A 14,006-nucleotide genomic window follows, 5' to 3' on the forward strand; every position below is an offset into this window, starting at 1 on the left:
TTGTTACAGCGGTGCGTTGTCGTCAGCGCTGAGTTCAGTGATGAGCGCCGCGAGGAAGGCCTGGATGGTGTCCTCGTTGCGTTTGAAAAAGTGCCATTGGCCAGCCTTCTGGCTGCTGATCAACCCCGCCCGTTGCAATGTGGCCAGATGGGCCGATACGGTCGACTGTGACAGGCCGCAGCGCTGATCGATCTGCCCGGCGCAGATGCCGTATTCGTGGTTGTGCAGTTGCTCGGGGAACTGCACCTTTGGGTCTTTCAGCCAGGTGAGGATGTCTCGTCGTACTGGGTGTGCCAGGGCTTTTATTATTTCGTCGAGGTCGATGGACATGGCAGGTGCTCGGTTTCGTAAAGCGTTATATCGCGATGAGGCGAACTTTAAATCGGTCTATCCCGATATACCAATATGATTTTGATCTGAGCCTAGGCTCAATCGGTATATCGGGTTATAACGATACGTTAACGGCAGTGATAGACTGCGCGCCATGAATTATCTCGCACATCTGCACCTGGGCGGCCAACTTCCTGCGCAACTGCTGGGCAGCCTGTATGGCGACTTCGTCAAAGGCCGCCTGCAGGGCCAGTTCAGCCCGCAAATCGAAGCGGCTATCCAGTTGCATCGCTCGATTGACCGTTTTACCGACAGCCATCCGTTGGTCGATGCGGCGTTGTCGCGCTTTAGCCTGACTCGCCGGCGGTATGCCGGGATCGTCCTGGATGTGTTTTTCGACCACTGCCTGGCACGGGACTGGACGCTCTATGCCGACCAGCCGCTGGAGCGCTTCACGTCGCAGGTGTACCGGGTGCTGGCGGCCGAGCCGCAATTGCCCGGGCGACTGGCGCAGATTGCGCCCTATATGGCAGCGGATGATTGGTTGGGCTCGTATCGAGAATTTGCGGTGATGGAGCAGGTGCTGCGGGGGATTTCGCGGCGGCTTACACAGCCGGAGGCGTTGGGGTTTGCGATGCAGGAGTTGCGTCAACTTTATGAGCCGCTAAGCGAAGACTTCCGGTTGTTCTATCCAGAACTGCAAAAATTTGCCCAAGCTCAACTGACTACTGAGGTCTGAATGTGGGAGCTGGCTTGCCTGCGATTGCAGCCTGCCAGTTGATACATGCATTGCTGACCCACCGCTATCGCAGGCAAGCCAGCTCCCACATTTTGATCGGTGTTCACTTAATTCAAGCGGCGAATGCCGGCCGTGCATCAACTTCTTCTGCTTCCGGCAACGGCCCAAACAACGCCCTCTGCACCGCCTGCTGCGCCTGATGCGCCAGCGCCGCGCGTTCTTGCCCGGCGCAGGCAATCGGCGTGAGCACGTGAATTTCCACATCGCCCTGGTCGTTGGCGAACAAGCGCATCAGGTGCGAGAGCAAATCATCGTCGCCAATAAAAGGCGCCAGCGGGTCTACTTGGCCGTCACGCAGATAACGGATCGCCACCGGCTGCAGCGACACCTGCGCATCGATCGCACTGGCCAGCAAGCGCCCGTGGAAGGTGCGCAGGCTGCGTCCGTCGGTGGTGGTGCCTTCCGGGAACATCAGCAGCGGGTGCTGTTGCTCCAAATGGCGCGTCATCTGTTTGCGGATCAGCTGGCTGTCACCCGATCCCCGGCGAATGAACAGGCTACCGGCCTTGGCCGCCAACCAGCCCGCCACCGGCCAGGTGCGCACTTCGGCCTTGGACAGAAACGACAGCGGTGTGACCATGCCCAGCAGCGGAATGTCGGTCCACGACACGTGATTGCTCACCCACAGCATCGGGGTTTGCGGCAACTCACCGTGCACCGTCACGCGAAAGGGCAGGGCGTGGGTCAGTCGCGCCATGAAGAAGCGTGACCAACGCTGGCGCCGCACCATCGAGTTGGCGATGCCCAGTCGTTCGAACACACCAAACACACTGGCCATGCTCAGGCCCAGCGCCACCACCAACAGTACCCGGGCAATGCGCCCGTACACGCGCAAGCGGCTCATTACATGGCCGCCTTGAAGTGGCGGGCATAACGCGGGCACAACTCATCGCGCTTGAGCAGGATGAATACGTCGGCCACCTGGAAATCTTCATCCCAGCACGGTTCGCCGCAGATCTTCGCACCCAGGCGCATGTAGGCCTTGAGCAGCGGCGGCATTTCGGCAATCACGTTGGACGGCAGGTCCATCGCCGGCAGTGGTTTTTTCGGTTCGGCGCGCAGGTGTTCGTTGCACAGGTAGCGTTCGCGCAGGCGCTGCATGATCGCGTGGGCCTGGATGCCGCCGTCGTGCATCGGGATGCTTGCGCAGCCCATCAGGTAGCTGTAGCCGCCCTGGTTGAGCACTTCGGCCAATTCGCCCCACAACACGGCGATGGTGCCGCCGTTGCGGTAGGCCGGGTCGACGCACGTGCGGCCGATCTCCAGGATCGGGCCCTGCAAGTGCAGCAGGCCATGCAGGCTGAATTCTTCTTCGCTGTAGAACCGGCCCAGGGTGCTGGCCGCCTGGTGGTCGAGCAAACGGGTGGTGGCGACGAGTCGACCGCTGTTCAAATCCCGCACGCCGATGTGGCTGCAGTGAACATCATAGTCATCCATGTCCAGGCCCAGCTCAGCGCCTTTCAGCTTGGCGTTGAACTCGCCGCTGAACACGTTGAACCGCAGGGCCTGGGCTTCCTGCAACGCCTGCGCGCCAACCAGGCGTTCGGCTTGCAGACGGCGTTCATTGCCGGTGTCGCTGATGCGGGCGATCTGAGTCATGGCGAGTCTCCGAGTGCCGGCCACGATTTCGGCCGGTCGACTTTGTTGTCCAAAGTCAGGCTATGTAGCCTCGGTGTCATCTCCATGAAGTTATGGTGACGCTTGGATGACAGCCATCCCTGTCGCAAATCTGTCATCACCCTCGGCTAGGCTCGCGGGCTTGAATGCCCCCTTGAGTTTGCGTCCATGGTCAGAGGCCTGTTGTGTGTTGCCCTGCTGTTTGTCACCGTTGCCGCTCACGCCGAAACCTGGCCCGATAAGGAATGGGCCAAGGGCACACCGCTCACGGGCCCTGCTGTCGATGCGTTGGACGCCTACGCGTTCCCGGCGCGCGACGACGCCACCCGCCAAGGCATTCGCACCGACGCGTTGCTGGTGATCCGTGAGGGTGAGGTCATCTACGAACGCTATGCAGCGCCCACCACCGCCAGCACGCCGCACCTCACCTGGTCCATCAGTAAAAGCCTGATGGCCACCGTATTAGGCGTGGCCTACGGCGATAACCGTTTCAAACTCAGCGACCCGGTGGCGCGTTTCTATCCACCGATGAAGCAGCATCCGAACGTGACCATGGCCGACCTGCTGCACTGGGCCTCGGGCCTCGACTGGCAGGAAGACTACGAATACGCGCCGTTGAAATCCTCGGTGGTGGCAATGCTCTACACCCGCGGCCGCGCTGATATGGCCGACTTTGCCGCAGACACCGCGGCGGCCAGCGCCCCGGGCCAGGTCTTTCGCTACTCCAGCGGCGACACCAACCTGTTGTCCGCTGCCCTCAAAGGCATGCTCGGTCACAAGGCTTATATGAGTTACCCGTGGGATGCGCTGTTCAAACCCTTGGGCATTCGTAATGCCACCTGGGAGACCGACGCCGACGAAACCTTCGTCGCGTCTTCCTACGCCTACCTCACCGCCCGCGACCTGGCGCGTGTCGGCCTGCTGATGGCGAGCAATGGTCGCTGGGGTGATCAACAACTGCTGCCCAAAGACTGGATCGCCTTCAACCGCCAGCCGTTCGATAAATACAAAACCGGCCAGGACGAAGCCGTCCCCGGTGGCCATTGGTGGCTCAATCAAGGCGCATCACGTCCCTGGCCCGATGCCCCCGCCGACACCTTCGCCGCCCTCGGCCACTGGGGCCAGGCGCTTTACGTGATGCCCGACGAACACTTGGTGATCGTGCGCTACGGCGATGACCGCGACGGCAGCTATCGCCATAACGAACTGCTCAAACGCGTGCTGGCGGCGGTGCAGCCATGATCCGTCGTCGTCCGTTTACCAGCCTGTTTCTGCTGCTGTTGCTCGCCCTGCTGGGGTGGATCTGGCATGAGCGCGTCAACCTGCAAGCCTTCCCCGACATCATCGCGGCCTACACCGCCAAGGAGTACTGCTCGTGCCGGTACGTGGCGAACAACCCGGCCGAATATTGCCGGGGGTATGTGAAGCAGTACGTGCCGACCAGCGCGTTCAGCGACAACCCGGAGCGCAGTGAAGTGACGGCGAGCGGGTTAGGGCGTACGCACAGTGCACGATGGCTAGGCGACCGCCAGGGTTGTCGCCTCAATCCCTGACACGCCACCGACCCATTCCATTGCGCCCGGCACACGGCGCAGTTAAGGTTCGTGCAGGTTTTTTGCCTCATGAGTCTTTATGTTCAATGTCAAACCACTGGCTTTCACACTGTTGACCTGCGCCGCTGTGCCTGCCCACGCCGATTGGTACCTGGACAACGAGTCCTCGCGCCTGTCGTTCGTCACCACCAAAAACACCGAGATCGCTGAAGTCCATCGCTTCCTGGTGCTACACGGCAAGGTCGACAGCAAGGGCGCGGCGCAACTGGAGGTGGAGCTGGAGTCGGTCAACAGCGGCATACCGCTTCGCGATGAGCGTATGCGCAATCAACTGTTCGAGATCAAGACGTTCCCCAATGCGCTGATCAACGCGCAGATCAATCTGCAACCTATCAACGACCTGGCGCCTGGCGCGCAGTTGGAGTTGCGCCTGCCAGTATCCGTGACCCTGCACGGCAAGACCCAGACCTACAGCGCCGAACTGCTGGCGACACGCCTGGATGACCGGCGTTTCCAAGTGGTAACCCTGGAACCGCTGGTGGTGCATGCCGAGGACTTTGACCTGGCGCCGGGTGTGGCGGCGCTGCGTAAGGCGGCGGGGCTCAAGTCGATCAGCCTGTCGGTGCCGGTGGGTGCGGTGCTGATTTTTACGGCGCGCTGACGTGAGCGGCGCGGTGTTCCCGTGGCGCAGCGCCAACCGTTTCGAGTTGTTGATCGACGGGCCGAATTTTTTCCCGCAGATGCTGGTGGGCATTGCCCGGGCGGAACACCAGGTTGACCTGGAGTTGTACCTGGTCGAGGCCGGCGCCTGCGCCGAAGCCATGGTGAAGGCCCTGGTACAGGCCGCCGAGCGGGGTGTGCGGGTGCGTTGCCTGTTCGATGATTACGGCAGCCTGGCGTTTACCCTCGGGCTGCGCAAACGCCTGACCGACGCCGGCGTGGAGTTGCGGTTCTACAATCGCCTGAGTTGGCGCCGCTGGATGCGCAACTTGTATCGCGACCATCGCAAGCTGTTGCTGATCGACCAGGAAATCGCAGTGGTCGGCGGCACGGGTGTAACAGATGAGTTCTGGACGCCGGGGCAAGACACCGCCGACTGGCATGAAGTGATGGTGCAGATCAGTGGCCCGTTGGTGCTGGATTGGCAGGCGCTGTTCGATCGCCAATGGCACGCCAATGCCGCGCGCCGTGAGTGGAAGCCCGCCACTCATTTCGGTTTGCCGCGTTTGCCCAAGGTGCCGGCCACCGGCCCAGGCCTGGGGCGCGTGGCCTATGCCGATGCCCGCCAGCACCGGGATATCCTGCAATCGCTGATCCGCGCCTTGAACAGCAGCCAGCAGCGTATCTGGCTGGCTACTCCGTACTTCCTGCCGACCTGGAGCGTGCGCCGTGCCTTGCGCCGTGCCGCCGGGCGCGGCGTCGATGTGCGCTTGCTGCTTACCGGCCCGCGTACCGATCACCCGTCCGTGCGGTATGCCGGGCAACGTTATTACCCGCGCTTGCTGCGTGCGGGTGTGCAGATCTTTGAATACCAGCCGTGCTTTCTGCACTTGAAAATGGTGCTGGTGGACGACTGGGTGAGCATCGGCTCGTGCAACTTCGACCACTGGAATTTGCGTTTCAACCTGGAAGCCAACCTGGAAGCGCTGGACCCTGAGCTGACGCGGGCGGTGGAGGGCAGTTTCGAGCGGGATTTCGAGCAGAGCCAGGCGGTGAGCCTGGAGGCGTGGAAGTCGCGGCCGTTGTGGCGGCGGGTGAAGCAGCGGGTGTGGGGGTGGATTGATCGGTTGGTGGTGAATTTGCTCGACCGACGGGGTTAGCGAGAGCGCCGCTAATCCAATGTGGGAGCTGGCTTGCCTGCGAAGGCGGTCTCACAGCCGACCACAATCTAACTGTCCTCCCGCGATCCAAAAATGTGGGAGCTGGCTTGCCTGCGAAAGCGGCCTGACAGCCGACCACAAACTCACTGTCCCCCCGCGATCCAAAAATGTGGGAGCTGGCTTGCCTGCGAAGGCGGCCTCACAGCCGACCACAATCTAACTGTCCTCCCGCGATCCAAAAATGTGGGAGCTGGCTTGCCTGCGAAGGCGGCCTGACAGCCGACCACAAACTAACTGTCGCCCCCGCGATCCAAAAATGTGGGAGCTGGCTTGCCTGCGAAGGCGGCCTCACAGCCGACTACAAACTCACTGTCGCCCCGCGATCCAAATGTGGGAGCTGGCTTGCCTGCGAAAGCGGCCTGACAGCCAACCACTCTACAACTGTTGCCCCGCGATCAAAATGTGGGAGCGGGCTTGCTCGCGAAGGCGGCCTGACAGCCGACCTGGATGTTGGATCTGATCGGGTACATATCCGTTATTTAGGTAAAGGCTGCTGTTGGTTCCGCCCTTACGGCGGCTCACTTTTGAAAAGCGCAAAAGTAAGCAAAACGCTCTTGCCCCAACACTCGGCACCTCGCCTAGGCTCGGTGTGCCCGTAATCCGACAGGTATTTGGGGGGCCGCCGCCACGCGCCATCCATGGCGCGGGGCGGCTAAACCGGCATCCCTGCCGGTTTACCCCCCAAATCCCTGTCGAATTCCGGCCAGCGTGTTTGACGGGGCGCCTGAGATCAAAAGCAGGATCAAGAGCAAGAGCAAGAGCAAGAGCAAGAGCAAGAGCGGCTCGCTTCGCATCGTGGTTGGTGTTGGGGGGGGGAACAACGTTGTGTTGATACCTATGCTGCGAGAGCAGTGGTGAATTTTCCACCGCTATCGCAGGCCAGCCAGCTCCCACATGGACTGTGTTTACAGCTTTAGATCAGAGCAGTTCGAAGGTTTGTTGCTGCACGTCCTGGGAGTCCAGTCCGATCTGCACATTGAACTCACCCGGTTCCGCGGCGAACTTGAGTTGGGTGTTGTAGAACTTCAGGTCTTCCTCGGTGATGGTGAAGTGCAGGGTGCGCTCTTCACCGGCCTTGAGCATGACCTTCTGGAAATTCTTCAGCTCCTTGATCGGGCGGATCATCGAACCGGCCACGTCCTGGATATACAACTGCACCACGGTTTCGCCGTCCACCTTGCCGGTGTTGGTCACGGTGACACTGGCGTCGAGCTTGCCGGTCTTGTTCAGTGTGGTGGACGATAGCGCCATGTCCGACAGGCCGAACGTGGTGTAGCTCAAGCCATACCCGAACGGAAACAGGGGGCCGGTGGTGTCATCGAAGTACTGCGAGGTGTAGTTGCCCGGCTTGCCCGGCGTGAACGGCCGGCCGATGGTGAGGTGGTTGTAGTAGGTCGGAATCTGCCCCACCGAACGTGGGAAGGTGATCGGCAGCTTGCCCGAAGGGTTGTAGTCACCAAACAGCACGTCGGCGATGGCATTGCCGCCTTCGGTGCCGGCGAACCAGGTTTCCAGGATCGCATCGGCCTGTTGGGTCTCTTCGAGAATCGACAGGGGACGGCCATTCATCAGCACCAATACCAGCGGCTTGCCGGTGGCTTTCAAGGCCTTGATCAGGTCACGCTGGCTCTGCGGGATGTTCAGGTCGGTGCGGCTGGAAGATTCGTGGGACATGCCACGGGACTCGCCCACGGCGGCGACCACCACATCGGCATCCTTGGCAGCCTTGACCGCCTCGTCGATCATCACTTGGGCAGGGCGGGTGTCATCCACCACTTCCGGTGCATCGAAGTTGAGGAAGTTCAGGTAGTCGACCACGGCCTTGTCGTTGGTGATGTTGGCGCCACGGGCATAGATGATCTTGCCCTTCTCGCCGATCACCGCGTTCAAACCGTCGAGCAGGGTGACTGACTGCTCCGGCTTACCGGCGGCGGCCCAACTGCCCATGATGTCGATCGGCGCCTTGGCCAGCGGGCCGACCAGGGCGATGGTGGCGGATTTTTTCAGCGGCAGGGTGTTGTTCTGGTTTTTCAGCAATACCAGGCTGCGGCGCGCGATGTCGCGCGCATCGGCGCGGTGCAGGCGGCTTTCGGCGTAGGTGTCGGCCGGGTCATCCTCGGCCTTGCCGATGCGCAGGTACGGGTCCTTGAACAGGCCCATGTCGTACTTGGCGCCCAGCACTTCGCGCACGGCGTTGTCGATGTCGCTCTGCTCGATTTCACCGGACTTGAGCAGCCCCGGCAGCTCCTTGCCGTAGAGCGAGTCGTTCATGCTCATGTCGATGCCGGCCTTGATCGCCAGCTTGGCGGCTTCACGCCCGTCCTTGGCCACGCCGTGCTTGATCAGCTCGAAGATCGCGCCATGGTCGCTCACGGCCAGGCCCTTGAAGCCCCAGTCCTTGCGCAGCAGGTCGTTCATCAGCCAGGTGTTGGCGGTGGCGGGCACGCCGTTGATCGAGTTCAGCGCCACCATCACGCCGCCGGAGCCGGCCTTGATCGCCGCGTGGTATGGCGGCAGGTAGTCCTGGTACATCTTGACCGGGCTCATGTCGACCACGTTGTAGTCACGGCCGCCTTCCACCGCGCCATACAGGGCGAAGTGCTTGACGCTGGCCATGATGCTGTCGGCATTCGCGGGGCTTACGCCCTGGAAGGCCTTGACCATTACTTCGGCGATACGCGAGACCAGGTAGGTGTCCTCACCGAACCCTTCGGAGGTGCGGCCCCAGCGTGGGTCGCGGGAGATGTCGACCATCGGCGCGAAGGTGATGTCGAGGCTGTCGGCGGCGGCTTCCTGGGCGGCGATGCGCCCGGAGCGGCCGATGGCTTCCATGTCCCAGCTGGACGCCAGGGCCAGGCTGATCGGGAAAATGGTGCGGTGGCCGTGGATCACGTCGTAGGCGAAGAACATCGGGATCTTCAAGCGGCTGCGCATGGCCGCGTCCTGCATCGGACGGTTTTCCGGGCGGGTGATGGAGTTGAACGTGCCGCCGATGCGGCCGGCGGCGATTTCCTTGCGGATCAGCTCGCGGGGCATCTCGGGGCCGATGCTGATCAGGCGCAATTGGCCGATCTTTTCATCCAGGGTCATCTGCTTGAGCAGGTCGCTGACGAAGGCGTCCTTGTCTTTAAGCGCAGCAGGCTTTGTTTCTGCCCATACGGGGTGACTGGCCAGAGTGGCAACAAGGCCGAGCAAACACAGCTTTTTCATGAATATCCTTTTTCGGCTCACTGCACAGCATCCAGGGAACGCTGGCGGCCAAAATGTGGGGAGCGTCTATTGTTGTTCGGGTGTTGTTCAGATAAATGCAGCACACTCTGAACTCTTTTTCGCGCTGGGCATCTTTGTAGCTGATTGGCTCAATGCATGCCAGTGGTGGCGGATTATGCCCCAAGCGCGTGGTGTATAGGGTGAGTCGTCACATTCCATCAAGATTGGGCAGGAGAAACACCATGCAAGCAGCACAAGGTTACCGCTGGGGCTTGAAAGCCGCGGTTTTGCTATTGATCGGCACGGTGCTGAGCGGTTGTGGCATCAACAACATCCCGACCCTGGACGAACAGGCCAAGGCCGCCTGGGGCCAGGTGCAGAACCAGTACCAGCGCCGGGCCGACCTGATCCCCAACCTGGTGGAAGTGGTGAAGGGCTATGCCGCCCATGAACAGGACACCCTGACCGCCGTCATCGAAGCGCGGGCCAAGGCCACCTCGATCCAAGTGGATGCCAGCACCCTCGACAACCCGGAAAAACTCAAGCAGTTCCAGCAAGCCCAGGATGGCTTGAGCGGCGCACTCAGCCGTTTGATGGTGGTGTCCGAGCGCTACCCGGACCTGAAAGCCAACCAGAACTTCCTGGCCCTGCAATCCCAGCTTGAAGGCACCGAAAACCGTATCGCCGTGGCGCGCCGCGACTTTATCCAGGCGGTGCAGGCCTACAACACCGAAATCCGCACCTTCCCGGGCCGCCTGTGGCACAGCGTGATGTACAGCGACCTGCCGATCCGCGCCACGTTTGAGGCCACCAGTGCCGACGCCGATAAAGCGCCGCAAGTGAAGTTCAAATAAAGCTGCACTGAGGTGTCGATGCGTTTATTACGGATAGGCCTGGCGCTGTGGCTGTTGGCCTGCGTGGGCATGGCCCAGGCGGCGCTGACCTTCCCGGCGCTGACCGGGCGGGTGGTGGATACCGCCGAGATGATCGACCCCACCACGCGCCAGCAGCTGACACAGCAGTTGCAGGCGCTGGAGCAGACCTCCGGTGACCAGATCGTGGTGGTCACCGTGCCTGACCTGCAGGGCGTGCCCATTGAGGACTTCGGTTATCAGTTGGGCCGCCAGTGGGGCATCGGCCAGAAGGGCAAGGACAACGGTGCGCTGTTGATCGTCGCGCGCGATGAGCGCAAATTGCGCATCGAAGTCGGCTATGGCCTGGAAGGGGTGCTCACCGACGCGCAGTCGTGGGTGATCATCAACCAGGTGATTGCACCCAAGTTCAAGGCCGGCAATTTCAGCCAGGGCATTAGCGACGGTGTGGCGGCGATGGTGCAAGTGGTGGGCGGCGAACCACTGGCCGTGCCGGCGCATGTGGCGGACGCCAACTTTGCCAAGGATAATCCGGGGTTTTCCATCGGCTTGTTTATCCTGCTGATCGGCGTGTTGTGGCTGTGCAATCGTCTGGGGCTGCCGGTGGGCGCGATCCTGCTGGCGATTCTCAGCAGCAGCGGACGCGGCGGTGGCGGCGGGGGAGGTGGCGGTGGTTTCCGGGGCGGCGGGGGCGGCTTCGGCGGCGGTGGAGCTTCAGGCGGCTGGTGATGACAATAATTAGAGAGCAATTACAACCATGGCATTACTGACTGAACACGAGCAGCGCCAAGTCGCGGAGGCGATCGCCCGGGTGGAAAAAACCACCGACGCGGAACTGGTGACCGTACTGGCCGCCCGCGCCGATGACTACGCCTACATCCCGCTGCTGTGGGCCAGCCTGATCGCGCTGGTGGTGCCGGGTGTGGTGCATTACCTGTCGGGCTACCTGACCATGTACACCTTGCTGCTGGCGCAATGGGCGACGTTCATCGTGTTGTGCCTGGTGTTCCGTTTGCCCAAGGTCACCACCCGCCTGATCCCGCGCTCGGTACGGCATTGGCGCGCGTCGAACCTGGCGCGCCGTCAATTCCTGGAGCAGAACCTGCACCACACGCTGGGCAGCACCGGCGTGCTGATTTTTGTCAGCGAGGCCGAGCGGTACGTGGAGATCCTGGTGGATGACGGCATCTCCAAGCATCTGGATGACAGCAGTTGGGATTCGATCGTCACGGCGTTTACCCAGCAGGTGAAGCAGGGCGAGACACTGGCGGGGTTTATCAGCTGCATTGAAGCCTGTGGCGAGTTGCTCAAGGTGCATGTGCCGGTGACCCAAACCCGTAATGAACTACCGAATCGCTTGGTCGTACTCGAATAATCCAGGCAACACCCAGCCCCTTTGTGAACACCACATCATCCAGTGTTCACATTTGAGGGGGGCTGCTGATTGACCGTTGATCAAATAACTCCGTGCCCTGACGCCCCATCCCCCCTAAAATGCCCGGCATTCCCTGCCCGAGGCGTTTTTGTTCATGTCTGTCACTGCTCAACCGGATCATCACGCCCAGTTCATTGAACTGCTCAGTGCAAGCCTCGCGCAGAATGCCTTTATCAAGCTGGTGCTGGCCAAATACGTCGGTGACGAGGCTGACCTGCAGCGGCTGATCATCAAGCCGGTAACGGTCAAGGAGCAGGCGTGCCTGTCCTTTGTCTACCGCTACAAGACCCGCGATATCACCAAGAATTTGCCAGTGGCCGACGCTGTTGCGGCGATTGCCGAGCTGCTGCCGGCGCGGTTCAAGAACGCTCACCTGCTGTCACTGACCGACGAAGCCCAGTTGGAATACAGCAAGAAAAACAAAAGCTCACTGTTCAAAAGTAAACCGCAGCAATTGCGCGAAGCGCCGTCGGCCGAGCATAACCGCGAGAAGAACCGCTTCCTTGACCTCAGCCGGCCGTTCCTCGCCGACCTGGGCGTCACCGACGCCAAGCAGGCGCTGATCCCGTCGATGTCGCGCAAGTGGAAGCAGATCAACAAGTTCATCGAAGTGTTCAGCCACGCGCTGACCTCGTCCCCATTGAAGCTGGACCAGCCGGTGCGCGTTGCCGACTTCGGCTCGGGCAAGGGCTACCTGACGTTTGCGATTCACGACTACCTGCGCAACACCCTCAAGGCCGAGGGCGAGGTGACGGGCGTCGAATTGCGTGAAGACATGGTGACCCTGTGCAACACCGCCGCCGCGCGCTTGGAACACCCTGGGCTGGTGTTCAAGTGTGGCGATGTGCGCAGCGTGGCGCCCAGCGAGCTGGACGTGATGATCGCCCTGCATGCCTGCGACGTTGCCACTGACTACGCCATCCACACCGGCATCCGCTCCGGCGCGTCGATCATCATGTGCTCGCCGTGCTGCCACAAGCAGATCCGCCTGCAAATCCAGAGCCCGGTGCTGCTCAAGCCCATGCTGCAATACGGCCTGCACCTGGGCCAGCAGGCGGAAATGGTCACCGACAGTTTGCGTGCGCTGTTCCTCGAAGCCTGTGGCTATGAAACCAAGGTGTTCGAATTCATCTCGCTGGAGCACACCAACAAGAACAAGATGATTCTTGCCGTGAAGCGCGCCGAGCCGGTGGACAATGAGCAGTTACTGGAGAAAATCCAGGAGCTGAAAGCGTTCTACCACATCACCGAACACTGCCTGGAAACCCTGCTGCGCGCCGATGGCTACCTGAATTGAAGTGAACACGGTCCTCTGTGGGAGCTGGCTTGCCTGCGATAGCGGTGTGTCAGTCACCACCGCCATCGCAGGCAAGCCAGCTCCCACATTAGACTGAGCCAGCCTTGATGATGGGGGCTGGCTGCACCGTCGTCTTGCGCCCCAGCATCACCGTCACGATCACCCCACACGCAAACAGCCAGGTGATCGGCTCGATGTGTTCACCAAAGAACAACGCCGAAAACGCGATGGTGAAGAAGATCTGCAACAGCTGGATCTGGCTGACCCGCGCGATCCCGCCCATGGCCAACCCGGCGTACCAGGCAAAGAAGCCCAGGAACTGCGAGAACAGCGACACATAGCCAAACGCCCACCACGCACGCATCGACACCGCGCCCTGATGCTGCGCCGCCAGGTACCACACCGGGCCGATCAGCACCGGCGTTGACAGCACCAACGCCCAGCAGATCACCTGCCAGCCGCCCATTTCCTTGGCCAGGCGACCCCCTTCGGCATAGCCCAGGCCGCCGACGGCAATCGCACCCAGCATTAGCAAGTCACCTGCCTGGATGCTGCCGGCCCCGGTGATCAGCGCATAGCTCAACACCAACGCACTGCCCAGCGCCGCGCAGGCCCAGAAGGCTTTTGACGGCCGCTCATGGGACAGCCACGCCGCATACAGCGCCACGCACAGCGGTTGCAGGCCGTTGACCAGCGCGCCATGGGACGCCGGCAACGTTTGCATGGCCCAGGCCGACAGCACCGGGAAGCCGAGAATCACCCCCGCGATCACCAGGCACAGCCCGCGCACCTGGCGCCAGGTGGGCCAGCGTTCGCGGCGCCACAGTAACAGCGCCGCTGCCGGAATCGCCGCGAACAGCGCACGGCCCAGGCCGTTCAGCAACGGGTGGATTTCCTGCACCACGATACGGGTGAAGGGCAGTGTCAGGCTGAAGATGATGACGCCCAGCAGGCCGAGGGCCATGCCGGTGTTTTCGCGCGAGCTCATGGGGAAGAACCGAAATCTAGAGGGC

At 61.6% G+C, this 14,006-nt stretch carries 14 protein-coding genes; 9 read left to right on the forward strand and 5 right to left on the reverse strand.

The window, feature by feature from the left end:
- Window positions 1–3: 3 nt before the first annotated feature.
- Window positions 4–330, reverse strand: coding sequence for an ArsR/SmtB family transcription factor (locus KUA23_RS07040; protein WP_099493782.1), 327 nt, complete (start codon window positions 328–330; stop codon window positions 4–6).
- A 154-nt stretch (window positions 331–484) separates the two neighbouring features.
- Between KUA23_RS07040 and KUA23_RS07045 the strand changes: the two genes are divergently transcribed.
- Entirely contained in the window at window positions 485–1,069 is a 585-nt protein-coding gene (locus KUA23_RS07045; RefSeq protein WP_099493783.1) for an acyl carrier protein phosphodiesterase, read from the forward strand.
- A gap of 112 nt (window positions 1,070–1,181) precedes the next feature.
- Here KUA23_RS07045 and KUA23_RS07050 read toward each other — a convergent pair whose 3' ends face one another.
- Together KUA23_RS07050 and olsB are read right to left on the reverse strand one after the other, a co-directional pair.
- Entirely contained in the window at window positions 1,182–1,973 is a 792-nt protein-coding gene (locus tag KUA23_RS07050; RefSeq protein WP_252993631.1) for a lysophospholipid acyltransferase family protein, read from the reverse strand.
- Window positions 1,973–2,728, reverse strand: a complete 756-nt coding sequence (gene olsB / locus KUA23_RS07055) for an L-ornithine N(alpha)-acyltransferase (RefSeq protein ID WP_252993632.1) — start codon at window positions 2,726–2,728, stop codon at window positions 1,973–1,975. The genes KUA23_RS07050 and olsB overlap by 1 nt, the downstream gene beginning before the upstream one ends.
- 186 nt (window positions 2,729–2,914) lie before the next feature.
- On the opposite strand from olsB, the gene KUA23_RS07060 reads away from it, so the two are divergent.
- From KUA23_RS07060 to KUA23_RS07075, 4 genes are all read left to right on the forward strand, one after another.
- A complete protein-coding gene (locus KUA23_RS07060; protein ID WP_252993633.1) occupies window positions 2,915–3,988 on the forward strand; it encodes a serine hydrolase domain-containing protein in 1,074 nt (357 codons plus the stop codon).
- Window positions 3,985–4,299: an amidase gene (locus KUA23_RS07065; protein WP_078047293.1), complete on the forward strand. Its 315-nt coding sequence runs from the start codon at window positions 3,985–3,987 to the stop codon at window positions 4,297–4,299. The genes KUA23_RS07060 and KUA23_RS07065 overlap by 4 nt, the downstream gene beginning before the upstream one ends.
- 79 nt (window positions 4,300–4,378) lie before the next feature.
- Window positions 4,379–4,960, forward strand: coding sequence for a YceI family protein (locus tag KUA23_RS07070; RefSeq protein WP_078047294.1), 582 nt, complete (start codon window positions 4,379–4,381; stop codon window positions 4,958–4,960).
- Window position 4,961: 1 nt separating this feature from the next.
- Window positions 4,962–6,119, forward strand: a complete 1,158-nt coding sequence (locus KUA23_RS07075; protein WP_252993634.1) for a phospholipase D-like domain-containing protein — start codon at window positions 4,962–4,964, stop codon at window positions 6,117–6,119.
- Window positions 6,120–7,097: 978 nt separating this feature from the next.
- On the opposite strand, the gene bglX is transcribed toward KUA23_RS07075, so the two are convergent.
- Window positions 7,098–9,389, reverse strand: coding sequence for a beta-glucosidase BglX (gene bglX, locus KUA23_RS07080; RefSeq protein WP_100491338.1), 2,292 nt, complete (start codon window positions 9,387–9,389; stop codon window positions 7,098–7,100).
- Window positions 9,390–9,631: 242 nt separating this feature from the next.
- On the opposite strand from bglX, the gene KUA23_RS07085 reads away from it, so the two are divergent.
- From KUA23_RS07085 to KUA23_RS07100, 4 genes are all read left to right on the forward strand, one after another.
- Window positions 9,632–10,243: a LemA family protein gene (locus KUA23_RS07085; protein WP_025855347.1), complete on the forward strand. Its 612-nt coding sequence runs from the start codon at window positions 9,632–9,634 to the stop codon at window positions 10,241–10,243.
- 18 nt (window positions 10,244–10,261) lie between these two features.
- On the forward strand, window positions 10,262–10,990 hold the full coding sequence (locus KUA23_RS07090; RefSeq protein ID WP_306428770.1) for a TPM domain-containing protein: 729 nt from the start codon (window positions 10,262–10,264) through the stop codon (window positions 10,988–10,990).
- Between the two features lie 28 nt (window positions 10,991–11,018).
- The gene (locus tag KUA23_RS07095; protein WP_078047298.1) at window positions 11,019–11,636 is read left to right on the forward strand and encodes a TPM domain-containing protein; all 618 of its coding nucleotides are present in this window, start codon (window positions 11,019–11,021) and stop codon (window positions 11,634–11,636) included.
- 154 nt (window positions 11,637–11,790) lie between these two features.
- The gene (locus KUA23_RS07100) at window positions 11,791–12,993 is read left to right on the forward strand and encodes a class I SAM-dependent methyltransferase (protein ID WP_252993635.1); all 1,203 of its coding nucleotides are present in this window, start codon (window positions 11,791–11,793) and stop codon (window positions 12,991–12,993) included.
- 88 nt (window positions 12,994–13,081) lie between these two features.
- Here the strand turns inward: KUA23_RS07100 and KUA23_RS07105 are convergent, their stop codons facing one another.
- Window positions 13,082–13,981, reverse strand: a complete 900-nt coding sequence (locus KUA23_RS07105) for a DMT family transporter (protein WP_252993636.1) — start codon at window positions 13,979–13,981, stop codon at window positions 13,082–13,084.
- Window positions 13,982–14,006 lie beyond the last annotated feature (25 nt).

It is taken from the genome of Pseudomonas pergaminensis (genome assembly GCF_024112395.2).
Taxonomy (GTDB): domain Bacteria; phylum Pseudomonadota; class Gammaproteobacteria; order Pseudomonadales; family Pseudomonadaceae; genus Aquipseudomonas; species Aquipseudomonas pergaminensis.